Here is a 25,261-nt window from a genome sequence, read left to right on the forward strand (position 1 = left end):
TCACTGCTCCTCCGTAGACTGGCCCCGTGAGTAACCAGCCCGACCCCTTCGACGAGATCGTCGACGCCGAGACAGACCGTGACCCCGACCTGGCGGTGATCGAGGCCGGCAGCCGCGCCCTGCGCGCGCAGGCCGGATCGCTCCAGGGTGACCCCGTGCCCGCCCGGCCCGCAGACCCGGAGGTGGACAAGGCGCTGCGCGCGGTCGAGGCGGACCTGGCGACGCGCTGGGGCGAGACGAAGCTGGAGCCGTCGGTCGCCCGTATCTCTGCCCTGATGGACGTGCTGGGCGAGCCCCAGCGTGCGTACCCCTCGATCCACATCACGGGGACGAACGGCAAGACGTCAACGGCCCGCATGATCGAGTCGCTGCTCGGCGCCTTCGATCTGCGCACCGGCCGGTACACCTCGCCGCACGTCCAGTCGGTCACCGAGCGGATCAGCCTGGACGGCGCCGCGATCGACGCCGTGCGCTTCATCGAGACGTACAACGACATCAAGCCGTACATCGAGATGGTGGACTCCCAGCAGGAGTTCCGGCTGTCCTTCTTCGAGGTGCTGACCGGCATGGCGTACGCGGCCTTCGCCGACGCGCCCGTGGATGTGGCCGTCGTCGAGGTCGGCATGGGCGGCAGCTGGGACGCGACGAACGTCATCGACGGATCCGTCGCCGTCATCACCCCCATCGATCTGGACCACACCGACCGCCTCGGCGAGACGCCCGCCGAGATCGCCGTCGAGAAGGCCGGTGTCATCAAGCAGGGCGCGACGGTCATCCTGGCGCAGCAGCCGGTGGACGCCGCGCAGGTGATGCTGAAGAAGGCCGTCGAGGCCGACGCCACGGTCGCGCGCGAGGGCATGGAGTTCGGCGTCGTCGCCCGCGAAGTCGCGGTCGGCGGCCAGCTGGTGACGCTGCGCGGACTCGGCGGGGAGTACGACGAGATCTTCCTCCCGCTGTACGGGGCTCATCAGGCGCACAACGCGGCGGTGGCGCTCGCCGCGGTCGAGGCCTTCTTCGGCATCGGCTCCGAGCAGGCCCGCAGGCTCGACATGGACACCATCCGCAAGGCGTTCGCCTCGGTGGCCTCTCCGGGCCGTCTGGAGGTCGTGCGCCGCAGCCCGACGGTCGTGCTGGATGCCGCGCACAATCCGGCGGGCGCCCGGGCGGCCGCCGACGGGATCACCGAGTCTTTCGGCTTCTCCCGCCTCATCGGTGTGGTGGGCGCGAGCGGGGACAAAGACGTCCGGGGCTTCCTGGAGGCCTTCGAGCCGATCTTCGCCGAGGTGGTGATCACCCAGAACTCGAGCCATCGGTCGATGGACGCCGACGAACTGGCGGCCGTCGCCGTCGAGGTCTTCGGCGACGATCGGGTGGTCGTCGAACCGCGTCTCGACGACGCGCTGGAGGCGGCGATCACGCTCGCCGAGGAGGAGTCCGAGTTCGCGGGCGCGGGCGTCCTGGTGACCGGTTCCGTTATCACGGTCGGCGAGGCCCGGCTGCTGCTGGGGAAGGGCTGACCTCCGATGCGTACGCTCTGTGCTTCCACCCTGATCGGCGAGTTCTTCGTGATCGGCTTCGCCGGTCTCGTCGCCATGAAGTCCGACGAACTCTCCATGACCACCGTATGGACCGTGTGCGGCATCGGGATGCTGCTCTCGGTCCTGCTCTGCGGGATGATCGGCCGCCCCGGCGGAGTGCAGCTCGGCTGGGCACTGCAGATCGCGCTGATCGCCAGCGGCTTCGTGGTGCCGACGATGTTCTTCCTCGGCACGATCTTCGCGGGCCTGTGGTGGGCATCGGTCCACTACGGCCGCAAGATCGACGAGACGAAGGCGAGATGGGCCGCTCAGGCCCCCTCAGAGCCTGACGCTGCGTAATCGGCGTACTGTCCGGCCCTGTAGCCTCTGAACTCCCGAATCAGCACATGAAGGAGCCCGCACCGTGAGCCAGCGCACGCTCGTCCTGCTCAAGCCCGACGCCGTACGCCGCGGCCTGATCGGCGAGATCATCGGCCGTATCGAGGCCAAGGACGGCTGGACCATCAGCGCGCTGGAGCTGCGCACCCTGGACCGGGAGATCCTGGAGCTGCACTACGCCGAGCACGTCGGCCGGCCGTTCTACGAGCCGCTCGTCGAGTTCATGCAGTCCGGTCCGGTCGTCGTGCTCGTCGTCGAGGGCGAGCGGGTCATCGAGGGCCTGCGCGCCCTCGCGGGGCCGACCGACCCGATCGCCGCCGCGCCCGGCTCCATCCGTGGGGACTTCGGCACTATCGTGCGGGAAAACCTCATCCACGCCTCGGACTCCGAGGAGTCCGCCATTCGAGAACTCAAGATTTTCTTCCCCGGGCTTTCCTGATTGGCCGTCAGCCATACAGAGCTCTTCACCTGGGGCGACCGAAGGAATTTCGGTCGCCCTTCGGTGTACATAGGTGCTTTGCGGGAACGCATCGCTCCGACACCTCGTCACCACATTGAGAGGTGGACTCACCGCGCGGTGTCCGTGCAGGCGGCACTACGATGAAACCTCCACGCCACAGCACCCACCTCGCCATCCTAAAAAGCCATCAACGCTCGATTTGGGAAGGCCAGACGCATCCTCATGGGGAACAACATGTCGTTCATCGGCCGTGACATGGCTGTCGACCTCGGGACCGCCAACACGCTGGTGTACGTCAGGGGCCGGGGGATCGTCCTCAACGAGCCGTCCGTCGTCGCCATCAACACCAACACGGGCGGCATTCTCGCGGTCGGCGCCGAGGCGAAGAAGATGATCGGCCGGACACCGGGCAACATCGTTGCCGTCCGGCCGCTGAAGGACGGCGTCATCGCCGACTTCGAGATCACCGAACGGATGCTCCGCTACTTCATCCTGAAGATTCACAAGCGCCGGTACCTCGCCCGGCCGCGCGTCGTCGTCTGTGTGCCCTCCGGCATCACCGGCGTCGAGCGCCGCGCGGTCATCGAGGCGTCGACGCAGGCGGGCGCCCGTCAGGTGCACATCATCGAGGAGCCCATGGCCGCGGCCATCGGCTCCGGACTCCCGGTTCATGAAGCCACCGGCAACATGGTCGTCGACATCGGTGGCGGGACCACCGAAGTCGCCGTCATCTCACTCGGCGGAATCGTCACGGCACAGTCCATCCGCGTCGCCGGCGACGAGCTGGACAACGCGATCATCCAGCACATCAAGAAGGAGTACTCGCTCCTGCTCGGCGAACGGACCGCCGAGAACATCAAGATCACCATCGGTTCCGCCTACGACATGGACAAGGACGAGCACACCGAGATCCGCGGCCGTGACCTCGTCTCCGGTCTGCCGAAGACCGTCGTCATCTCGGCCGCCGAAGTCCGCAAGGCGATCGAGGAACCCGTCAACGCGATCGTCGACGCCGTCAAGACCACCCTCGACAAGTGCCCGCCGGAGCTCTCCGGCGATGTCATGGACCGCGGCATCGTCCTCACCGGCGGTGGCGCCCTGCTGCGCGGCCTGGACGAGCGGCTGCGCCGCGAGACCGGAATGCCCATCCATATCGCCGAGGATCCGCTGGACTCCGTTGCCCTCGGATCCGGCAAGTGCGTCGAGGAGTTCGAGGCACTCCAGCAGGTGCTGGACGCCCAGCCCCGCCGCTAGCGGCATCGACGGATCCGCCCCCTACGCCCTGGCGGGCGTGGGGGGACCCCCATACGGGTGCGCTGCCAACCCGTGCGGCGGGTCGTTGATATACAGACATCACCATTCCTACGAGGAAGGCACGGCCGCCGCACTGTGAGGGACACACGAGAGAGCCGGCTGCTCCTGGTGCTGCTGATCGCCATCGCGTTCGCTTTGATCACGGTGGATATCCGAGGGGGCGAGGAGTCACCGGTCGACGGCGCCCGGCAGGCCGCCGCCACGGTCTTCGGACCGGTCGAGAACGGCGTCGCGGCAGCGGTCGACCCGATCGGCAACGCGATCGGAGCGGTGCGGGACTCCGGTCAGCGCCACGACCGCATCACCCAACTGGAGCACGAGAACGCCGCGCTGAAGCAGAGACTCGGCAGCGACGACCGTAACCGCAGCCGGGTGCGCGAGCTCGACAAGATGCTCAAGAAGGCCGGCGCGGGACAGTACGGCATCAAGGGCGCCGAAGTCATCGCCATAGGAGCGGCCCAGGGCTTCTCCTGGACGGTGACCATCGACGTCGGCTCCAGCGACGGCATCCAGCGGGACATGACCGTGCTCAACGGCGACGGACTCGTCGGACGCGTCACCACGGTCGGCCCGAACACCGCGACCGTACTGCTCGCCAACGACCCGGACTTCACGGTCGGGACGCGCATGGAGAAGACCGACGAACTCGGCTTCGCCACCGGCCAGGGCGACCGTCCGCTCTCCGTACAGCTGCTCAACGGCAAGGCCAAGGTCAAGAAGGGCGACCGTCTGGTCACCTTCGGCTCGCAGGCCGACAAGCCGTTCGTGCCGGGTGTCCCGGTCGGGGAGGTCGTCCGTGTCGACCCCTCCGGCGGCGACCTCACCCGCACCATCTACGTCCGGCCGTTCGTCGGCTTCACCAAGCTCGACATCGTCGGCGTCGTCGTCCAGGCCCCCCGGTCCGATCCGCGCGACGCGGTCCTGCCGCCCAAGCCGGCGGCCCCGAAGCCCACACCGACGGTCACGGTGACGGTCACCCCGTCACCCGGCGGCGATGTGAACGCGACCGGCCAGAACGACGAGCAGTAGGAGCTGATCCGTCATGCGTTTCAACCGGATGCTGCTCTCCACGACACTCGTCGTGGTCGCCCTCGTCATCCAGGTCTCCGTCCTCGCCCGCCTCCAGCTCCCCGGCGCCGTCCCCGACCTGCTGCTGCTCGTCGTCCTCGGACTCGCCTTCGTCTACGGGCACATGGCCGGGGCCTTCATCGGCTTCGGCGCGGGCCTGCTCGCCGACCTCGCCCCGCCCGCCGACCACGCCGCGGGACGCTACGCACTCGTGCTCTGCGTCATCGGCTATCTCGCGGGCCTGGTGCGCCCCGACAACGGCCAGATCAAGTCGGCCACCGGACCGATGGTCGTGGTCGTCGCGGCCGCCATCGGCTCGACGCTGCTGTACGCGGGGGTCGGCGCCCTCGTCGGCGACACCGCAGCCCGCCATGTGGGCCTGGGCAGCCTGCTGTTCACGGCCGCCGTCTACGACCTGCTGCTCGCGCCCTTCACCGTGCCGCTGATCATGGCCCTCGCCAGACGCGCCGAGAACGATCCGCTCTCCGAGAGCCAGAGCAGCGGCGGCGGCGACGTCGCCTCCCGCTGGCTCTCCTCCGGCACTGGTCTGCGGATCGGCACCCAGCGCCGCGGTGGACTGCGGGTGAAGGCGGCCAGGACGCGGGCGGCACGGGCCGGCCGCATCAAGGGAGTCAAGCGACTGTGATCGAGGGGGCAGCAGCGTGAGCAACATTCCGGAGACCGGGCGGACCCCCCGGGTCCAGATCCGGCTCGTGATCATCCAGGTCCTTGTCTTCTCCCTCCTCCTGACCCTCGGCGGACGCCTCTGGTACCTCCAGATCCGCAACGGCGAGGAGTACACCGACGAGGCGAAGAACAACCACGTCCAGCAGGTCGTCCAGCCCGCCGTCCGCGGCGCGATCCTCGACGCCCGCGGCATCCCGCTCGCCGACAACGAGACCCGCCTCGTCGTCTCCGCGTCCCGCACCGAGCTGATGAAGATAAAGGACGACGGCAAGGGCGTCCTCACCCGCCTCGCGGCCGTGCTCGGCATGAAGCCGAAGGACGTCATGGACAAGGTCAGGCTCTGCGACGCCAAGACCCCCCAGCCCTGCTGGAACGGCTCCCCCTACCAGCCGATCCCGGTCACCGACGAGGCCACCACCCAACAGGCCCTGCAGATCCGTGAGCGCGCCGAGGACTTCCCCGGCATCACCGCCGAGCCCACCGCCGTACGCCGCTACACCGCGCCCGGCAAGACCAACACCGCGCAGGTGCTCGGCTATCTCTCGCCGGTCACCGACGAGGAGATCACCAAGGCCAAGGACACCGACTCGCCGTTCCTGCGCTCCGACCAGGTCGGCCGCTCGGGCATCGAGCGCACCTACGACAAGGAGCTGCGCGGCAAGGCCGGAGTCACCCGCTACGAGGTCGACAACCTCGGCCGCGTCATCGGCCAGGCCGCCAAGGACGAGGCCCAGCCCGGCGCCAACCTCGTCACCTCGATCGACGCGCGCGTCCAGGCCGTAGCCGAGTACGAGCTCAACAAGGCGATGAAGACCGCCCGCCAGGAGTTCGACAAGAACACCGACGAGAACTACAAGGCCGACGCCGGTGCCGTCGTGGTGATGGAGAACAAGACCGGCCGGATCATCTCGATGGCCTCCCAGCCCACCTACGACCCCAACTCCTGGGTCGGCGGCATCTCCGCCAAGGACTACGCCAAGCTCACCGGCAAGAACTCCAACTACCCGCTGCTGAACCGCGCGATCCAGGGGCAGGCCGCCCCCGGCTCGATCTTCAAGGTGATCTCCTCGACCGCCGCGGTCAACGCCGGCTACCCCTTCGACGGCGACTACCCCTGCCCCTCCTCGTACTCCGTCGGCGGCCAGGTCTTCAAGAACTTCGAGTCCAAGGGCTACGGCAGCATCGACCTCGGCAGGGCGCTGGAGGTCTCCTGCGACACCGTCTTCTACGGCCTCGCCCACCGCGAGTGGCAGAAGGACGGCGGCACCAAGCCCAAGAAGCAGACCAACGACTGGTTCTACAAGACCGCCCACCAGTTCGGCCTCGGCAAGGAGACCGGCATCGACCTCCCCAACGAGGTCAGCGGCCGTGTTCCCGACCGTCAGTGGAAGCAGCGCTTCTGGGAGGCCAACAAGGACGGCTGGTGCAAGCAGGGCAAGAAGAACGGCTCCTACGTCGAGAAGATCGCCTTCGAGAACTGCCTCGAAGGCAACCGGATGCGGGCGGGTGACTCCGTCAACTACTCCATCGGACAGGGCGACACACTGGTCACCCCGATCCAGATGGCCACCATCTACGCCGCCATCGCCAACGGCGGCACCCTCTTCAACCCCACCATCGGCAAGGCCGTCATCAGCCCGGACGGCAAGTCCGTCAAGGAGATCAAGCCGAAGTCCCACGGCAAGCTGCCGATGGACGCCGACACCCGCGAACAGATAGACCAAGCCCTCGCGGGAGTCACGACCCGCGGATCGGCCGCCTGGCGATTCGGCGGCTGGCCGCAGGACAAGATCCCGATGCACGCCAAGACGGGTACGGCGGAGGTCTACGGCAAGCAGACGACCTCCTGGTTCGTCTCGTACTCCCCGGACTACACGATCATCATGACGATCGCCCAGGGTGGTACGGGCTCCGGCGCCTCGGGTCCTGCCGTGCGCAAGATCTACGAGGCGATGTACGGACTCGACGAGAAGGGCGGCCAGGACCTGAAGAGGGCCCTGCTGCCCGCGCCGCAGAAGGCGCTCCCCAAGATCCAGCCCGACGGCTCCATCGACGCTCCGGAGATCAAGCCGTACGTGCCGAAGGAAAAGGAACCGGACCAGACCGAGCAGCTCGCGGGCCCGCCCGCGCGGAGGGACTGAGCCATGGCCGGTACGAACGGCTTCTCCGTCTCCGGATACGGGCCCCGGCGCCGCGGCCTGTGGTCCCAGCTGAGCGCCCGTGACTCCATGGTGCGCAGGCTCGACTGGCCGCTGCTCTTCTCGGCGATCGCGCTCTCCTTCGTCGGCTCGCTGCTCGTGTGGTCGGCGACGCGCGGGCGCACCGAGCTCAACCAGGGGGACCCGTACTACTTCCTGTTCCGGCACGCCCTCAACACCGGTATCGGCTTCGCGCTGATGATCGGCACCATCTGGCTCGGGCACCGCACCCTGCGCGGCGCAGTCCCGGTGCTGTACGGGCTGTCCGTGGTGCTCGTCCTGCTGGTCCTCACGCCGCTCGGCGCGACCATCAACGGCGCGCACGCGTGGATCGTCATCGGCGGCGGATTCTCCCTCCAGCCCTCGGAGTTCGTGAAGATCACGATCATCCTGGGGATGGCGATGATGCTGGCCGCGCGCGTGGACGCGGGCGACCAAGTGCATCCGGACCACCGGACGGTCGCCAAGTCGCTGGGCCTCGCGGTCCTTCCGATAGCGATCGTCATGCTGATGCCGGACCTCGGCTCGGTCATGGTGATGGCGGTGATCGTGCTCGGGGTGCTGCTCGCCTCGGGCGCTTCCAACCGCTGGATCCTCGGGCTGATCGGCGCCGGAGTCATCGGCGGGGTGCTGGTCACGGCCCTCGGACTGCTCGACGAGTACCAGATCAACCGCTTCGCCGCGTTCGCCAACCCGGAGCTGGACCCGGCCGGTGTCGGCTACAACACCAACCAGGCCAGGATCGCGATCGGATCGGGCGGGCTGACCGGCACGGGCCTGTTCAAGGGCTCGCAGACCACCGGCCAGTTCGTGCCCGAACAGCAGACGGACTTCGTCTTCACCGTCGCGGGCGAGGAACTCGGCTTCCTGGGGGCCGGTCTGATCCTGCTGCTGCTCGGCATCGTGCTGTGGCGCGCCTGCCGGATCGCACGCGAGACCACCGAGCTGTACGGCACGATCGTCGCCGCCGGGATCATCGCCTGGTTCGCGTTCCAGTCGTTCGAGAACGTCGGTATGACGCTCGGCATCATGCCGGTGGCGGGTCTGCCGCTGCCGTTCGTGTCGTACGGAGGCACGTCGATGTTCGCGGTCTGGATCGCGATCGGACTGCTGCAGTCGATCCGTGTTCAGAGGCCGATAACGGCTTAGGTGAACATTTGGGGCTGCCATGACGTCCTCTGGGCAACTAGATTCAATTCATGGCGGACACGAAGCGCGAGATCGAGCGGAAGTACGAAGCCACTCCCGAGACCCGGCTGCCGGATCCCGGGCGGGTGCCCGGGGTTTCGGCGGTCGTCGACAAGGGAGTCGTCGAGCTGGACGCCGTCTACTACGACACCGTGGACCTGCGGCTGGCCGCCGCCTCGATCACCCTGCGGCGCAGAACGGGCGGCAGCGACGCGGGCTGGCACCTAAAACTTCCTGTCGCACCAGGGGTACGGGACGAGATCACCGCGCCCCTGTCCGACACGGTCCCGCGCAACCTGGCGAGCCTGGCCCGGGCCCGCACCCGGGACGCCGAGCTCGTGCCGGTCGTACGGCTGCGGTCCTCCCGGGACATCCGCCAACTTCTGGACGGCGACGGCACGCTGCTCGCCGAGCTGAGCCGGGACACCGTCCGTGCGGAACGCCTCACCGAGGGCGGCAGAACGGCCGCCTGGGACGAGATCGAGGTCGAGCTCGGTGACGGCAGTGACCCGTCCTTCCTGGACGCGGCCGACAAAAAGCTCCGCAAGGCAGGGCTGAAGCCCGCCGCCTCGCCGTCGAAGCTGGCGAGGGCGCTGGTGGACACCGCCCCCCAGGGCGATCATGCCCCCAAGCTGCCGGCCCCGCGCGCCGAGCTCGACCCGGGGACCGCCGGCGGCCAGGTCCTCGCTTACCTGGGGGAACAGGCTGACGCGCTGCTCGCCTACGACCCCGCCGTACGCCGCGATCTGCCCGACTCCGTCCACCAGATGCGGGTCGCCACCCGGCGGATGCGCAGCGCGTTCAAGACATTCCGGAAGGTCATCGACCGGTCCATCACCGACCCGATCGGCGAGGAGCTCAAGTGGCTCGCGGCCGAGCTCGGTGTCGCCCGCGACCAGGAGGTGCTCACCGAGCGGCTGAAGTCGAGGATCGACGCCGTGCCCAGGACGCTGCTGCTCGGCCCCGTGCGCGGGCGGCTGCGGCTGTGGAGCGTCGCCCACGGCTCGGGCGCCCGGCGCAAGGCCGTCGCCGTGCTCGACAGCAAGCGCTACCTCGCGCTGCTGGAGTCCCTGGACACCCTGCTCGCCGACCCACCGCTGCTCAAGGCGGCGGGCGGCGCCGCCGCCAGGGTGGTCCCCGCGGCCGTGATCAAGGACTACGACCGGCTGGCCGGCCGGATCGACCACGCCCTGGAGCTCCCGGCCGGCGAGGCCAGGGACCTGGCCATGCACGACGCCCGCAAAGCCGCCAAGCGCGCCAGGTACGCGGGCGAGGCGGCCACGCCCGCGCTCGGCAAGGCGGCCAAGAAGTTCGCCAAGCGGATGAAGGCCGTGCAGACGGTCCTCGGCGATCACCAGGACAGCGTCGTCGCCCGCGAAGCCCTGCGGAATCTCGCGATCCAGTCGCATGCGGCGGGGGAGTCGGCCTTCACCTGGGGACTGTTGTACGGCCAGGAGGAGGCTGCCGCGGCTCAGCGCGAGGCGGAGCTGCCGGGGGTGTGGGCACAGGCGTCGGCCCCCGAACTTCGGGCGGATCTGACGGGATGAGCGTCAAGGTACGCTTGATGGTCACCCCAGCCCGCCTCTATGAGAGACACCACGATGCCTGTCGAGTCGGTCTTCCCCCGCCTGGAAGCCCTCCTGCCGCACGTGCAGAAGCCCATTCAGTACGTCGGCGGTGAGCTCAACTCCACCGTCAAGGACTGGGACGCCTGCGATGTCCGCTGGGCGCTCATGTACCCCGACGCGTACGAGGTCGGACTGCCCAACCAGGGCGTCATGATCCTCTACGAGGTACTGAACGAACGCGAGGGCGTGCTGGCCGAGCGTACGTACAGCGTCTGGCCGGACCTCGAAGAGCTGATGCGGGAGCACAAGGTCCCGCAGTTCACCGTGGACTCCCACCGTCCGGTGAAGGCCTTCGACGTCTTCGGGCTGAGCTTCTCCACCGAGCTCGGGTACACCAACATGCTCACCGCCCTCGACCTCGCGGGCATCCCGCTCGCGGCCAAGGACCGGACGATCGACGACCCGATCGTGCTCGCGGGCGGCCACGCGGCCTTCAACCCCGAGCCGATCGCGGAGTTCATCGACTGCGCGGTCATCGGCGACGGCGAGCAGGCCGTCCTCGACATGACCGGGATCATCCGAGCCTGGAAGGCCGAGGGCCGCCCGGGCGGGCGCGAGGAGGTCCTCTTCCGCCTCGCCAGGACGGGCAATGTCTACGTTCCGGGCTTCTACGACGTCGAGTACCTGCCCGACGGCCGTATCGGCCGCGTCGTCCCCAACAAGTCGGGCGTGCCGTGGCGGGTGTCCAAGCACACCGTCATGGACCTCGACGAGTGGCCCTACCCCAAGCAGCCCCTCGTGCCGCTCGCCGAGACCGTCCACGAGCGGATGTCGGTGGAGATCTTCCGCGGCTGCACCCGCGGCTGCCGCTTCTGCCAGGCCGGCATGATCACGCGCCCCGTGCGGGAGCGAAGCATCACCGGCATCGGCGACATGGTCGAGAAGGGCCTCAAGGCGACCGGCTTCGAGGAGGTCGGACTGCTGTCGCTGTCCTCCGCGGACCACAGCGAGATCGGCGACATCGCCAAGGGTCTGGCCGACCGGTACGAGGAGGACAAGATCGGCCTCTCGCTGCCGTCCACCCGGGTCGACGCCTTCAACGTCGACCTGGCCAACGAGCTGACGCGCAACGGCCGTCGCTCGGGTCTGACCTTCGCCCCCGAGGGCGGCTCCGAGCGCCTGCGCAAGGTCATCAACAAGATGGTCTCCGAAGAGGACCTGATCCGTACCGTCTCGACGGCGTACGGCAACGGCTGGCGCCAGGTGAAGCTGTACTTCATGTGCGGCCTGCCCACCGAGACCGACGAGGACGTCCTCCAGATCGGCGACATGGCGGTCAAGGTCATCGCCGAGGGCCGAAAGGTCTCCGGCCAGAACGACATTCGCTGCACGGTCTCCATCGGCGGCTTCGTGCCCAAGCCGCACACCCCCTTCCAGTGGGCCCCGCAGCTGAGCGCCGAGGAGACGGACGCCCGCCTGGAGAAGCTGCGCGACAAGATCCGCGGCGACAAGAAGTACGGCCGTTCCATCGGCTTCCGCTACCACGACGGCAAGCCCGGCATCGTCGAGGGCCTGCTCTCGCGCGGCGACCGCCGGGTGGGTGCGGTCATCCGGGCCGTCTACGAGGACGGCGGCCGCTTCGACGGCTGGCGTGAGCACTTCTCGTACGACCGCTGGATGGCGTGTGCCGCGAAGGCGCTGCCCGAGTTCGGTGTGGACGTCGACTGGTACACCACCCGCGAGCGCACCTACGAAGAGGTCCTGCCCTGGGACCACCTGGACTCCGGTCTCGACAAGGACTGGCTCTGGGAGGACTGGCAGGACGCGCTCGACGAGACCGAGGTCGAGGACTGCCGCTGGACGCCGTGCTTCGACTGTGGCGTCTGCCCGCAGATGGACACGCATATCCAAATCGGCCCGACCGGCAAGAAGTTGCTGCCGCTGACGGTCGTCAATTAGAGCTCCTGGCAAGGGTCTGTCGTTCGGATCAGGCCGGATCAGCGAGCGTGCGTGCCAGGGCACGCGAACCCGGCAAGATCCGAACGACAGACCCTGGGCCCGGCCGCGGGGGAAACCCCGTGGCCGGGCCTTGATCGTGTGCTGCTCCTGCCGCCACCACAACCCGCGTCCCGGTAGTGGATCCGGACAGGGCTGTGCCGCGTCATGGCTGACATGGAGTTCGAGAAGTCCCCCCAGCCATACGGGAGTCATCAGGCCCCCGCGCACTACCAGCCCGGCGAGGGCTGTCTCACCACGGTCGTCCGGGTCCCGGTGCGGATTGTGGTGCTGCTCGTGGTCGTTCCCGTACGGATGGTCTGGGACCTGCTCGTCGTCTGCGGGGTCGCTCTCGACCGCGTCCTGCTGAGGCCGGTCGGCCGCGGGCTGGTCTGGCTGTACGAGAGCGTGCTCGCCCCCGTCGCGCTCTTCGTCGGCAAGGCGCTGTTCGTCTGGCCGTGGGTGGCGCTGTGGCGGTATGTCGTGGTGCCGGTGGTGACGTACGGGCTGGTGGTGCCGGTGGTGTGGATCTACCGGCAGCTGCTGACGCCGCTCGGCCACGGCATCGCCTGGCTCGTCGAGAACCTGCTGTTCGCGCCCGCGCGCTGGATCTACCGCCGGCTGCTCACCCCCGTCGGGCACGGCATCGCCGTGGTGCTCGGCTGGCTGGGCAGGGCCCTGTTCGTCTGGCCGTGGGTGGCGCTGTGGCGGTATGTCGTGGTGCCGGTGGTGACGTACGGGCTGGTGGTGCCGGTGGTGTGGATCTACCGGCAGCTGCTGACGCCGCTCGGCCACGGCATCGCCTGGCTGCTCACCATGACGGGGCGCGGCATCGCCGCCGTCAGCCGCGGGGTGTGGATGGCGGTCGTCTGGCTGGTCGTGACACTGCTGGTCACGCCCGCCGCCTGGGTCTACCGGCGCATACTCGCCCCCGTCGGACGCGAGATCGCCGACGCGTGCGCTTTCGCCTGGCGTATCGCCGGATACATCTCGCACGCCGTCGGCAGGGCGCTGAAGTGGCTTGCCTGGAATCTGGTGGGACGACCGGTGCGCTGGTTCTACCAGGTCGTGTGCACCCCCGTCGGGCATGCCCTGCGCGACGGGATCTGGCGGCCGGCGAAGAAGGCCGCCGTCGAGGCGGGCCGGGCCGCCTCGGCCGCGCTGCGATCGGCCCGCGAAACGGTACGCCAGGCCAGGCGCGACGCCTGGCGGGCACTGGTCGGCGGGCCTCCGGCGCGCACGCTCGGCGAACCGGTAGTGCGGCAGGCGCGTACTCTGGGTAGTGCAACGACTGTTCCCGGCGCGCCGGCCGAACCCGAGATCTCCCTGCACAAGCGGGGGTGAGCCGGTCAGGCCCCCAGGGAACACCCCGCACGTCCGAGGGCGGCGCGCCCTCCGCGCCAGCCCCGCACCGAGGAGAAGAACCACTGGGCAAGCGACAGCCCGAAGGCCCGCCGCCCGCACCGGCGGTGCAGCGCATCCGACTGCGCTACACCAAGCGCGGCCGCCTCCGGTTCACCAGCCACCGAGACTTCCAGCGTGCCTTCGAGCGGGCGCTGCGCCGTGCCGAGGTGCCCATGGCGTACTCGGCGGGCTTCACACCGCACCCCAAGGTCTCCTACGCCAATGCCGCACCCACCGGCACGGGCAGCGAGGCCGAGTATCTGGAGATCGCCCTCACCGAGCACCGCGACCCCGACAAGCTGCGTGAGCTGCTCGACGAGTCGCTGCCCGCCGGGCTGGACATCACCGACGCCGTCGAGGCCCGTACGTCGGGGCTCGCCGACCGGCTCACCGCCTCCGTGTGGGAGCTGCGGCTCGACGGGGTGGGAGTCGACGATGCTTCACAGGCCGTGTCCGCCTTCCTCGGCGCCGAGACCGTAGAGGTCGAGCGCAAGACGAAGAACGGCCTGCGGACCTTCGACGCACGAGGTGCCGTGGCAGAGCTGCAGGCGCTCCATTCACCGGCTGATAGGCCGGGGGACGGGCCCTGTGCGATACTGCGGCTGGTTGTTCGGCACGTAACACCTGCCGTGCGACCCGACGACGTCCTGTCCGGTCTCCGAGCTGTGGCCGACCTGGCGCCGCCGGTCCCCGCAGCGGTGACCAGGCTGGCGCAGGGGCTCTTCGACGAGGAGTCCGGCACGGTGACCGACCCGCTCGCGCCCGACCGCGAGGCAGTTCCGGCCGCTACACCCACGGCCGCCGGAATCGCCGCCGCGACGGCGCCGGGTCCCGCCGCGTAAGGGCAGTCGTTGTAGCGCAGCCCTGGTACTCGGGAGCCACCTGGGTCGGGCCGCGCACTGACAGGAGACTTTCGCCAGGCCGTACGTACAACGCGTAGGGAACCGGCGAGCCATACATCAGCTCCCGTGCGGCGCCCGCGCCCCGGACGGCGGCACCGCGAACATCACGCGGGCCGTGACCGGACCGGAATCAGGCGTGGCGCCCGGGAGCGTGACGGGAGAACCGCCCGCATGCACGAGCCGAACGAATCCGGCACCGCCGGAGAGACCGAGAACAATTCACCCAGCGATACGCTGCCGCCGCGCCGCAGGCGCCGGGCAGCATCGCGTCCCGCGGGGCCGCCGACGGCGGCCGCGGGTTCCACGGAGGCCGCGGAGGTCACGGCGGACATCGCCGAGACCGCTGTCGTCGCCGATGTCGCCGATGTCGCGGAGGCCGAGGCCGCCGCGCCCCGCACGCGTCGCCGTGCGACCCGTAAGGCGACCGCGCCCGCCGGTGCCCCGGAGGCTGCAGAGGCCCCTGAGACCTCTGCCGAGCCGGAGGCCGAGGCCGCCGCGCCGCGTACCCGCCGTCGCGCCACCCGTAAGGTCACCGCGCCCGCCGGTGCCCCGGAGGCCGACGAGGCCGCTGAGGTTGCTGCCGAGCCGGAGGCCGAGGCTCCCGCGCCGCGCACCCGCCGTCGGGCCACCCGCCAGGTGACCGCCCCCGAGGCGGTCGCCGAGCCCGCTGCCGTCGAAGCCGTGGCCGCCGAGGACGAGACCGAGACTGAGAGCGAGGCTCCCGCGCCGCGTGGCCGTGCCCGCCGGCGGGCGTCCGCGCCCGCCGGTGCGCCGCAGCCAGTAGAGACGGCTGAGGCCGACGAGGCCGCTGAGGTTGCTGCCGAGCCGGAGGCCGAGGCAGCCGCGCCGCGCACCCGCCGTCGGGCCACCCGTAAGGTCACCGCGCCCGCAGCCACCCCGCAGGCCGCCGAGGCCGACGAGGACGAGGACGTCGTCGAGGCGGGCGAGAGCCTGCCCACGGGCATCGTCGCCCAGATCACCTCCGCCGAGGCCGAGGCCGAGGTCGCTGCCGCCGAGAAGGCCGCCACCCGTGGCCGTACGCGCCGTCGCGCCGCCGCGCCCGAATTCGCCCAGCCCGCGAAGGCCGAAAGCGCGAAGGCCGAGCCCGCAAAGGCCGAGAGCGAGAAGGCCGAGGCGCCCGCGCGCGGCCGCCGGGCGGGACGGCCCGCCGTGGCCGTGTTCCAGGCCCCCGTCTTCACCGAGCCCATGTTCCAGACCCCGGAGACGGCCGCCGCGGCCGCCGCCGCTGCCGTGGACACGGAGCCGGAGGAGGACGAGGACGTCGTCGAGCCGGTCGCCGAGACCGTCGCCCCCGAGCCCGCGGGCCGTCGCCGCCGTCGCCGTCGTGGTGAGGCCGCCGAGCCGGTCGAGGCCCCCGCGCCCGCCGCGCAGGAGGCCGAGCAGGAGACCGAGACCGAGGCCGAGCCGGAGACCGAGGGCGAGGAGTCGGACGAGTTCGACGAGCGTCCCTCGCGCCGCCGCCGCCGTGGTGGCCGTCGCCGTCGCCGCGGTGAGCCCGCCGACACCGACGAGACCTCGGAGGAGTCCTCCGAGGAGACTGCCGGCGAAGAGGCCCAGTACGACGAAGAGGGCGAGGAGGAGCAGGGCGAGACCGGGACCCCCTCGGCCGCCGGTACCGCCAGCAGCCGTCGTCGTCGTCGCCGTCGCCGTCGCAGCGGTGAGCCCGCCGAGGGCGAGGAGACGGTTTCGGGCGACCCGGAGCGTACGGTCGTCAAGGTCCGCGAGCCCCGCCCGGCGCGCGCCAAGAGCGACGAGCCGTCCGACGAGGTGCAGTCCATCAAGGGCTCGACCCGTCTGGAGGCGAAGAAGCAGCGCCGCCGCGAGGGCCGCGAGCAGGGCCGCCGTCGGGTGCCGATCATCACCGAGGCCGAGTTCCTCGCCCGCCGCGAGGCCGTCGAGCGGGTGATGGTCGTCCGCCAGAGCGGCGAGCGCACCCAGATCGGCGTCCTCGAGGACAACGTGCTCGTCGAGCACTACGTCAACAAGGAGCAGGCGACCTCGTACGTCGGCAATGTCTACCTGGGCAAGGTGCAGAACGTACTGCCGTCCATGGAGGCCGCGTTCGTCGACATCGGCAAGGGACGCAACGCCGTTCTGTACGCCGGTGAGGTCAACTTCGAGGCGCTGGGCATGGCGAACGGCCCGCGCCGTATCGAGGCCGCGCTCAAGTCCGGCCAGTCGGTCCTCGTCCAGGTGACCAAGGACCCGATCGGCCACAAGGGCGCCCGCCTGACCAGCCAGGTCTCGCTGCCCGGCCGCTACCTGGTCTACGTGCCCGAGGGCTCGATGACCGGTATCAGCCGCAAGCTGCCCGACACCGAGCGCGCCCGTCTGAAGACCATCCTCAAGAAGATCGTCCCCGAGGACGCGGGCGTCATCGTCCGTACCGCCGCCGAGGGTGCGAGCGAGGACGAGTTGCGCCGCGACGTCGAGCGTCTGCAGGGGCAGTGGGAAGACATCCAGAAGAAGGCCAAGAGCGGCGGCAGCTCCAACGCCCCGACCCTTCTCTACGGTGAGCCGGACATGACCGTCCGGGTCGTCCGCGACATCTTCAACGAGGACTTCACCAAGGTCATCGTCAGCGGTGGCGAGGCATGGGAGACCATCCACGGCTACGTCAACCACGTCGCCCCGGATCTGACCGACCGGCTGTCCAAGTGGACGTCCGAGGTCGACGTCTTCGCGACGTACCGGATCGACGAGCAGCTGATGAAGGCGCTGGACCGCAAGGTCTGGCTGCCGAGCGGCGGTTCGCTGGTGATCGACAAGACCGAAGCCATGGTCGTGGTCGACGTCAACACCGGCAAGTTCACCGGTCAGGGCGGCAATCTCGAGGAGACCGTCACCAGGAACAACCTGGAGGCGGCCGAGGAGATCGTGCGCCAGCTGCGGCTGCGCGACCTGGGCGGCATCGTCGTCGTCGACTTCATCGACATGGTCCTGGAGTCCAACCGCGACCTGGTCATGCGGCGTCTGCTCGAATGCCTGGGCCGTGACCGTACGAAGCACCAGGTGGCCGAGGTCACCTCGCTGGGCCTGGTCCAGATGACCCGTAAGCGTGTGGGCCAGGGTCTGCTGGAGTCCTTCTCCGAGACCTGCGTCCACTGCAACGGCCGTGGCGTGATCGTGCACATGGAGCAGCCGTCCGCCCCCGGTGGCGGTGGCGGCGGCAAGCGCGCCAAGAAGCGCGGGCGCGGCGGCGCGGAGCAGGGCCAGGAGCACGAGCACGAGCTCACTGCCGAGGCAGAGGTCGCCGCCGAGGTGGCTGCCCCGGTGGCGCCGGCGGAGCCCGAGTTCGTGCCGGACGAGGAGCTGTACAGCAGCGCCGCGGAGGCCGAGGCCGCCGCGACGCGCGGCCGTGGCCGCCGCCGGGCGACCCGTAAGGTCACGGCTCCGGCCGGTGCGCCTAAGGCCGCGGCCCCCGCGGCCGAGGCCGAGGTCGTCATCGAGGCCAGGGCCGAGGCGCCGGTTGCCGAGCCCCGGGCCGAGGCGCCCGTCGCCGAGGCGGAGGCTCCCGCTCCCGAGGCCGCCCCGGCGGGCCGCACCCGCCGCCGGGCCACCCGCAAGGCGACGGCTCCGGCCGGTGCGCCGAAGGCCGCCGAGACGACCCCCGTCGAGGCGGAGGTCGTCATCGAGGCCAAGGCGGAGGCCCCCCACGCCGAGGCGCCGGTCGCCGAGCCGGAGACCACCGTCTTGGAGGAGGCTCCCGTCGTGGCGCCGCCGCGTGCGCGCCGCCGGGTGACCCGCAAGGTCACCGCTCCCGCCGGTTCGCCGTCGGGCGCCGAGGAGGCCGCGATCGTCGTGGTCCCCGCGACGGCCGAGCCCACGGCGGAGCCGGAGGCCGGGGCCGACGAGGCCGGCGCTCCGGCCAAGAAGGCCGCCCGCAAGACCGCCAAGAAGGCAACCGCGAAGAAGGCCGCCACCAAGAAGACGGCGGCCAAGAAGACCGCGGCGAAGAAGACGACCGCGAAGAAGGCCGGTGCGAAGAAGACCACAGCGGCGGCCGAGCAGCAGTCGCTGCCCACAGTGACGGCGACCACTGAGAGCTGAACAGTTGATGAGCCCTCAGTGAACGAACCGTGTCCCATCCCGCAGACTGTGGGGTGGGACACGGTTTTTGTCGCCGAATCGATGCAGGGCTGCGTTAACAGCCCCGAAATTGACTAGGAAATCCCTGATAATGTGACGGCGGTCGCTGCCGGGTGAGGGCCCCGTTCCGGACACTACGGTGGGTGACCGGCCCGGTTCGGGACAAGACCGGTCCCAGATCCTCGGTAGGGCGTTGGCTTTGCGCCGGAGGGGTATGCGCGGCCTCGTGAGACGTCCGCTCCGCCCCTGACCTCTGCCACATAGAGCTCTTGCGGTGTTCAAGGAGGACGTCCATGACGAGCAGCAACCAGCAGCCCATTCCCGCAGCACGCCCGGTCATCGGTGAGGAAGAGATCGAGGCCGCAGTACGCGTACTGCGCAGCGGCAGGGTCGTACAGGGCCCCGAAGTCGCCGCGTTCGAGGAGGGCTTCTCGGAGCTCGTCGAGGGGCGCCACTGTGTGGCCGTCAACTCGGGTACCTCCGCGCTGCACCTCCTTCTGCTGGCTTTGGGCATCGGCCCCGGTGACGAAGTGATCGTTCCTTCGTTCTCGTTCGCCGCTTCGGCGAACGCCGTCCGCCTGGTCGGCGCCGATGTCGTCTTCGCCGACATCGAGCCGGGCAGCTTCGGCCTGGACCCCGCGGCCGTCGAGGCCGCGATCACCCCGCGCACCGCCGCGATCATGCCGGTGCACCTGTACGGCCACCCGGCCGCGATGGACAAGCTCATGCCCATCGCCGCCAAGCACAAACTGGCCGTCGTCGAAGACGCCTGCCAGGCGCACGCCGCCGCGCTGAACGGCACCCCCGTCGGCGCGTTCGGCTCGGGCGGTACCTTCAGCTTCTACCCGACCAAGAACATGCACTCGCTCGAGGGCGGCATGATCTCCACGGCGGACGCCGAGATCGCCCGCACCCTGCGCCTCCTGCGCAACCAGGGCATGGAGCAGCGGTACGCGAACGAGATCGTCGGCGCCAACATGCGGATGACCGACGTCGCCGCCGCCGTCGGACGCGTACAGCTCTCGAAGCTGGGCGGCTGGACCGAGCAGCGCATCGCCAACGCCGCGTACCTCACCGAGCACATCACCGCGCCGGCCGTGCAGACGCCGACCGTCTCCGAAGGCGCGCGCCACATCTACCACCAGTACACGATCCGGATCGCCGGGGACCGCGACGCCGCCATGGCGAAGCTAACCGAGGCGGGCGTCGGCAACGCCGTCTACTACCCGACCCCGATCCACCGGCTGAAGCCGTACTGGGAGCCGGACCAGAAGGCCGGCCGTAACTGGGACCTGCCCGAGACCGAGCGTGCGGCGGCCGAGGTCGTCTCCCTGCCGGTGCACCCTTCGCTGTCCGCGGAGGACCTCGAGCGGATCGTTGTCGCCGTGAACGAGCTTGGAGAGAACCAGTGACCATCGCCCAGGGACTTCGGGCCGGCCTGATCGGCCTCGGCTCGATGGGCCGCCACCACGCCCGCGTACTCGCCGGCCTGGAGGGCGTCGAGCTTGTCGCCGTCGTCGACCCGATGGGTGACAAGAACGGCTGGGGCCAGGGCGCCCCGGTGCTGTCGACAGTCGAGGAGCTCATCGCGCTCGGCATCGACTACGCCGTCGTGGCGTGCCCGACCGCCCTGCACGAGGAGGTCGGCCTCCAGCTGGCCGAGGCCGGAATCGGCGCGCTCGTCGAGAAGCCGGTCGCGGACACCGTCGACGGCGCCCGCCGCCTCGTCGAGGCCTTCGAGTCGCGCGGCCTGGTCGCCGGCGTCGGCCACATCGAGCGCTGCAACCCGGCGCTGCGCTCCCTGCGCCAGCGCCTGGAGGCCGGCGAGCTCGGCGACGTCTACCAGGTCGTCACCCGCCGCCAGGGCCCCTTCCCGCACCGCATCGCCGATGTCGGCGTGGTCAAGGACCTCGCCACCCACGACATCGACCTCACCGGCTGGGTGACCGGCCAGACGTACACCTCGATCTCCGCGCGCACGGTCTCCAAGTCGGGCCGTCCGCACGAGGACATGGTCTCCGCGGTCGGTCAGCTCTCCGACGGCACCATGGTCAACCACCTGGTCAACTGGCTGAGCCCGCTCAAGGAGCGCTTCACCTCGGTCACCGGCGAGAAGGGCTGCTTCGTCGCGGACACCCTCACCGCCGACCTCACCTTCTACGCGAACGCCTCCCAGGCCACCGAGTGGGAAGCGGTCCAGGCGTTCCGCGGCGTCGCCGAGGGCGACATGATCCGTTACGCCATCGCGAAGCGCGAGCCGCTGCTGGTCGAGCACGAGCTCTTCCGCGACGCGGTCCTCGGGAAGTCGCACGACATTTGCACACTGCGCCAGGGTCTTCGTACCGTCGAGGTCGCAGCAGCCGTTCTGGAGTCCGCCGCCACGGGCATCACCGTCGATCTCTCCGCGTACCCCGCGGCCCAGTAGGGCGAGGAGCCTTGACCAGTCCTGATGTCACCGTCGTCGTCGCCGTGTACAACACGATGCCGTATCTGACGGAATGCCTTAACTCCCTTGTCGGGCAGAGCATTGGCCGGGACAGGCTCGAGATCGTGGCCGTCGACGACGGTTCCACGGACGAGAGCGGAGCGGAGCTCGACCGGTTCGCGAAGAAGTACCCGGACACCATCACGGTGATCCACCAGGCGAACTCCGGTGGCCCGGCCGCGCCCAGCAACAGGGCGCTGGACGTGGCCACCGGACGTTACGTCTACTTCATCGGCGCCGACGACCACCTCGGCAAAGAGGCGTTGGCGCGGATGGTGGCGTACGCCGACAAGCACGACTCCGACGTCGTGATCGGCAAAATGGTCGGCACGAACGGCCGCTATGTCCACCAGGCGCTCTTCAAGAAGAGCGACCCGGACATCAGCCTGTACGACTCGGAGCTGCCGTTCACGCTGGCCAACACCAAGCTGTTCCGCCGTGAGCTGGTGGACAAGTACAAGCTGCGCTTCCCCGAGGACCTCCCGGTCGGCAGCGACATGCCCTTCACGATCGAGGCGTGTGTCCGGGCCCGGAAGATCTCGGTGATGGCGGACTACACGTGCTACTACGCCGTGAAGCGCGGGGACGCCAGCAACATCACCTACCGCGCCGATCATCTGTCGCGGCTGCGCTGCACGGCCGAGATCATGAAGCACGCGGCCGGGCTCGTCGAGGCAGGACCCCAGCGTGACCACCTCCTCAAGCGGCACTTCACCTGGGAGCTCGCCAAGCTCGTCCGGGAGGACTTCCCGTCGCTGGACGCGCAGACCCGGCAGGAGGTGTGCGCCGGTATCGCCCGTCTCGCGGACGAGTACTTCACGGACGCGCTGCGTGACTCCATGGACGTCAAGCGGCGGGTACGGATCGGGCTGGCCCAGCGGGGCGCGGTCCAGGAGCTCGTGCAGGCCATCACCGACGAGGCCGGGGCGCCGGTCCTGGTCGAGGACGGCCGCGCCTTCGTCCGCTACCCGGGGTTCCGCACCGCGGGGCTGGACCTGCCCGACCGCCTCTTCGAGGCGGACGCCGCGTCCCTCCCCGCGGTGCTGGCTGAGGCCACCGGCCTGGTCTCCGCCGAGTGGGAGCAGACCGGCGAGCAGCTGACGCTCGCTGTCGCCGTACGGGCCGGCACGGTCGGGGACACCGACTCCGCCGTCATCCGTCTGGTGAACGGAGCCATGCCCAAGAGCTCCGACAAGGCGGGCGGCCGCAAGCTGCCCGAAGGGCACGAACTGCCCGCCCCCGTGGGCGAGTTCAGCCGCGAGCCCATGCCCGACGGAAGCGGCACCCTGATCCGGGCCCGGATCCCGATCGAGCCGAAGCGCGCCAAGCTCGGCGTCCGCGTCCATGTGAACGTCGCCGGCTCGACGTACGAGATCCCGGTGAAGACCTGCGGGCTGCCGCTGCCGCTCGCACGGCGGTGGCGGGAGAAGATCCCCTACCGCATCTCCGCCAACGCGAACCCCAAGGGACGGCTGGTCATCACCACGGCCCCCCTGTGGGAGCCCAGAGTCGGCCTGGACGCGCGCCTGCGCGCCCTGCTGTCCCGTCTCCCGCGCCTGCGCGCCCTGCTGTCCCGTGTGAAGAGGAAACTGACCCGATGAATATCTGTGTAGTCGCGCTGGGCAAGATCGGCCTGCCGCTCGCCGTCCAGTTCGCCGCCAAGGGCCACAAGGTCATCGGCGCCGATGTCAACGAGAAGGTCGTCGAGCTGGTCAACGCCGGCACCGAGCCCTTCCCCGGCGAGCACGACCTCGACCGTCTGCTCAAGGAGACCGTCGGCGCCGGGCTGCTGTCCGCGACCACCGACACCGCCTCCGCCGTCGCCGAGTCCGACGCCGTCGTGGTCGTCGTCCCGCTGTTCGTGGACGCCGAGGGCGTGCCGGACTTCGGCTGGATGGACTCGGCCACCAAGGCGATCGCCGCGGGTCTCAAGCCCGGCACGCTCGTCTCGTACGAGACCACCCTGCCGGTCGGCACCACCCGCACCCGCTGGGCCCCGATGCTGGAGCAGGGCTCCGGTCTCACCGCGGGCAAGGACTTCCACCTGGTCTTCTCGCCGGAGCGGGTGCTCACCGGCCGGGTCTTCGCCGACCTGCGCCGCTACCCGAAGCTCGTCGGCGGTATCGACGAGGCCTCCGCGAAGCACGGTGTGGAGTTCTACGAGCAGGTGCTCGACTTCGACGAGCGCGCGGACCTGGCGCAGCCGAACGGCGTCTGGGACCTGGGCACCGCCGAGGCCTCCGAGCTGGCGAAGCTCGCCGAGACCACGTACCGCGACGTCAACATCGGCCTGGCGAACCAGTTCGCCCGTTTCGCCGACAAGAACGACATCGACGTCAAGAAGGTCATCGAGGCCTGCAACTCGCAGCCCTACAGCCACATCCACCAGCCCGGCATCGCGGTCGGCGGCCACTGCATCCCGATCTACCCGCGGATGTACCTGTGGAACGACCCGGAGGCCACCGTCGTGCGCTCGGCGCGCGAGGCGAACGCCGCCATGCCGGAGTACGCCGTCGACCTGCTTGCCGCCGCCTACGGCGACCTGGAGGGCGTGGGCGTGCTGGTGCTCGGCGCCGCCTACCGCGGCGGTGTGAAGGAGACGGCCTTCTCCGGCGTCTTCCCGACCGTCGAGGCGCTCAAGGCGCGCGGGGCCGTCCCCTTCGTGTCGGACCCGATGTACACGGCCGAGGAGCTCACCGCGCACGGCCTGACCCCGCACGAGGGCCAGACCGTCACCGCCGCGATCCTGCAGGCCGACCACGCCGAGTACCGCGAGCTGGCCGCATCCGACCTGCCGGACGTCCGCGTCCTGGTCGACGGCCGGCGCACCACCGACCCGGCGCGCTGGGAAGGCGTCCGCCGGGTTGTCATCGGCGGCTGATTAAGTACGCAGTACTGGAGCGACACAGTGGCCCCGTCCCGAGTCACCGGGACGGGGCCGTTCCGCAAGGGGTATTGACATGACGTGGCTGATCACGGGCGGTGCCGGATTCATCGGCTCCCATGTGGTGAAGGCGATGACCGACGGTGGCGAGAGCGTCGTCGTCCTCGACGATCTGAGCACCGGCAGCGCCGACCGGCTGCCCGCGGGCGTACCGCTGGTGCCCGGCTCCGTCCTCGACGGTGAGCTGGTGGGCCGTGTCCTGGCCGAGCACGCGATCACCGGAGTCGTGCACATCGCGGGCAAGAAGCAGGTGGCCGAATCGGTCGAGAAGCCCCTGTTCTACTACCGCGAGAACGTCGAGGGTCTGCGGGTCCTTCTCGAAGCGTCGGCCGCGGCAGGCGTCCGCCGGTTCCTCTTCTCCTCGTCGGCGGCCGTCTACGGCATGCCCGACGTCGACCTGGTGACCGAGGCGACGCCCTGTCTGCCGATGAGCCCGTACGGCGAGACCAAGCTCGCGGGTGAATGGCTGGTCACCGCCGTCGGCAGGGCGCACGGCATGGCGACCGCCTCCCTGCGCTACTTCAACGTCGCCGGCGCGGCCTCGCCGGAGCTGGGCGACGAGGGCATCTTCAACCTCGTGCCGATGGTCTTCGAGCGCCTGACCGCGGGCGAGCCGCCGCGTATCTTCGGCGACGACTACGCGACGCCCGACGGCACCTGCATCCGCGACTACATCCACGTCGAGGACATCGCCTCCGCGCATGTCGCGGCGGCGCGGCGGCTCGCCGCGGACCCCTCAGCCTCGCTGGTCCTCAACATCGGCCGCGGCGAAGGGGTTTCGGTCGCGGAGATGGTCGACATCATCCTCGACGTCACCGGGCACACGGACAGCAAGGCGGAGGTCACGGCCCGCAGGCCGGGCGATCCGGCCCGCGTCGTGGCCGCCGCCGACCGCATCCGCCAGGAGCTCGGCTGGGAGGCGCGCCACGACGTGCGCGCGATGGTGACATCGGCGTGGGAAGGCTGGTGCCTGCGCCACCCGGAGGCACGCGGCTGACCTGCGCTCGCACCCCGTACATACG

General features: G+C 70.0%; 18 protein-coding genes. All 18 read left to right on the forward strand.

Annotated elements, in window-relative coordinates; genetic code table 11:
- Positions 1–26: 26 nt before the first annotated feature.
- The gene (locus OOK40_RS03515) at positions 27–1,517 is read left to right on the forward strand and encodes a folylpolyglutamate synthase/dihydrofolate synthase family protein (RefSeq protein ID WP_266476383.1); all 1,491 of its coding nucleotides are present in this window, start codon (positions 27–29) and stop codon (positions 1,515–1,517) included.
- Positions 1,518–1,523: 6 nt separating this feature from the next.
- Positions 1,524–1,877 carry a DUF4233 domain-containing protein gene (locus tag OOK40_RS03520; protein ID WP_266476385.1) on the forward strand — a complete coding sequence of 118 codons (354 nt, stop codon included), beginning with the start codon at positions 1,524–1,526 and terminating at the stop codon, positions 1,875–1,877.
- A 64-nt stretch (positions 1,878–1,941) separates the two neighbouring features.
- Entirely contained in the window at positions 1,942–2,355 is a 414-nt protein-coding gene (gene ndk, locus OOK40_RS03525; RefSeq protein ID WP_266476387.1) for a nucleoside-diphosphate kinase, read from the forward strand.
- Positions 2,356–2,610: 255 nt separating this feature from the next.
- Complete coding sequence (locus OOK40_RS03530; RefSeq protein ID WP_142218247.1) at positions 2,611–3,630, forward strand: rod shape-determining protein; 1,020 nt, start codon at positions 2,611–2,613, stop codon at positions 3,628–3,630.
- A 135-nt stretch (positions 3,631–3,765) separates the two neighbouring features.
- Positions 3,766–4,719, forward strand: coding sequence for a rod shape-determining protein MreC (gene mreC / locus OOK40_RS03535; RefSeq protein ID WP_266476390.1), 954 nt, complete (start codon positions 3,766–3,768; stop codon positions 4,717–4,719).
- A 13-nt stretch (positions 4,720–4,732) separates the two neighbouring features.
- Positions 4,733–5,404 (forward strand): rod shape-determining protein MreD, encoded by a 672-nt coding sequence (gene mreD / locus OOK40_RS03540; RefSeq protein WP_266476392.1) that lies wholly within the window; start codon positions 4,733–4,735, stop codon positions 5,402–5,404.
- Positions 5,405–5,420: 16 nt separating this feature from the next.
- Complete coding sequence (gene mrdA, locus OOK40_RS03545; RefSeq protein WP_266476394.1) at positions 5,421–7,586, forward strand: penicillin-binding protein 2; 2,166 nt, start codon at positions 5,421–5,423, stop codon at positions 7,584–7,586.
- Positions 7,587–7,589: 3 nt separating this feature from the next.
- Complete coding sequence (gene rodA, locus OOK40_RS03550) at positions 7,590–8,792, forward strand: rod shape-determining protein RodA (RefSeq protein WP_266476396.1); 1,203 nt, start codon at positions 7,590–7,592, stop codon at positions 8,790–8,792.
- A 50-nt stretch (positions 8,793–8,842) separates the two neighbouring features.
- Positions 8,843–10,378, forward strand: a complete 1,536-nt coding sequence (locus OOK40_RS03555; RefSeq protein ID WP_266476398.1) for a CYTH and CHAD domain-containing protein — start codon at positions 8,843–8,845, stop codon at positions 10,376–10,378.
- A 54-nt stretch (positions 10,379–10,432) separates the two neighbouring features.
- Complete coding sequence (locus OOK40_RS03560) at positions 10,433–12,358, forward strand: TIGR03960 family B12-binding radical SAM protein (RefSeq protein ID WP_266478834.1); 1,926 nt, start codon at positions 10,433–10,435, stop codon at positions 12,356–12,358.
- A gap of 204 nt (positions 12,359–12,562) precedes the next feature.
- Entirely contained in the window at positions 12,563–13,738 is a 1,176-nt protein-coding gene (locus tag OOK40_RS03565; protein ID WP_266476399.1) for a hypothetical protein, read from the forward strand.
- A gap of 125 nt (positions 13,739–13,863) precedes the next feature.
- Positions 13,864–14,640, forward strand: a complete 777-nt coding sequence (locus OOK40_RS03570; protein ID WP_266476401.1) for a TIGR03936 family radical SAM-associated protein — start codon at positions 13,864–13,866, stop codon at positions 14,638–14,640.
- 231 nt (positions 14,641–14,871) lie between these two features.
- Positions 14,872–18,771, forward strand: coding sequence for an Rne/Rng family ribonuclease (locus OOK40_RS03575; protein WP_266476402.1), 3,900 nt, complete (start codon positions 14,872–14,874; stop codon positions 18,769–18,771).
- A gap of 332 nt (positions 18,772–19,103) precedes the next feature.
- Positions 19,104–20,222 carry a DegT/DnrJ/EryC1/StrS aminotransferase family protein gene (locus OOK40_RS03580; RefSeq protein WP_266476404.1) on the forward strand — a complete coding sequence of 373 codons (1,119 nt, stop codon included), beginning with the start codon at positions 19,104–19,106 and terminating at the stop codon, positions 20,220–20,222.
- A 2-nt stretch (positions 20,223–20,224) separates the two neighbouring features.
- The gene (locus tag OOK40_RS03585; RefSeq protein WP_266478836.1) at positions 20,225–21,235 is read left to right on the forward strand and encodes a Gfo/Idh/MocA family protein; all 1,011 of its coding nucleotides are present in this window, start codon (positions 20,225–20,227) and stop codon (positions 21,233–21,235) included.
- Between the two features lie 11 nt (positions 21,236–21,246).
- Complete coding sequence (locus OOK40_RS03590) at positions 21,247–22,896, forward strand: glycosyltransferase (protein WP_266476406.1); 1,650 nt, start codon at positions 21,247–21,249, stop codon at positions 22,894–22,896.
- Complete coding sequence (locus OOK40_RS03595; protein ID WP_266476408.1) at positions 22,893–24,176, forward strand: nucleotide sugar dehydrogenase; 1,284 nt, start codon at positions 22,893–22,895, stop codon at positions 24,174–24,176. The genes OOK40_RS03590 and OOK40_RS03595 overlap by 4 nt, the downstream gene beginning before the upstream one ends.
- A 79-nt stretch (positions 24,177–24,255) precedes the next feature.
- Complete coding sequence (gene galE, locus OOK40_RS03600; RefSeq protein WP_266476410.1) at positions 24,256–25,236, forward strand: UDP-glucose 4-epimerase GalE; 981 nt, start codon at positions 24,256–24,258, stop codon at positions 25,234–25,236.
- Positions 25,237–25,261 lie beyond the last annotated feature (25 nt).

The sequence above is a fragment of the Streptomyces sp. NBC_01481 genome, from assembly GCF_026339995.1.
GTDB lineage: Bacteria > Actinomycetota > Actinomycetes > Streptomycetales > Streptomycetaceae > Streptomyces.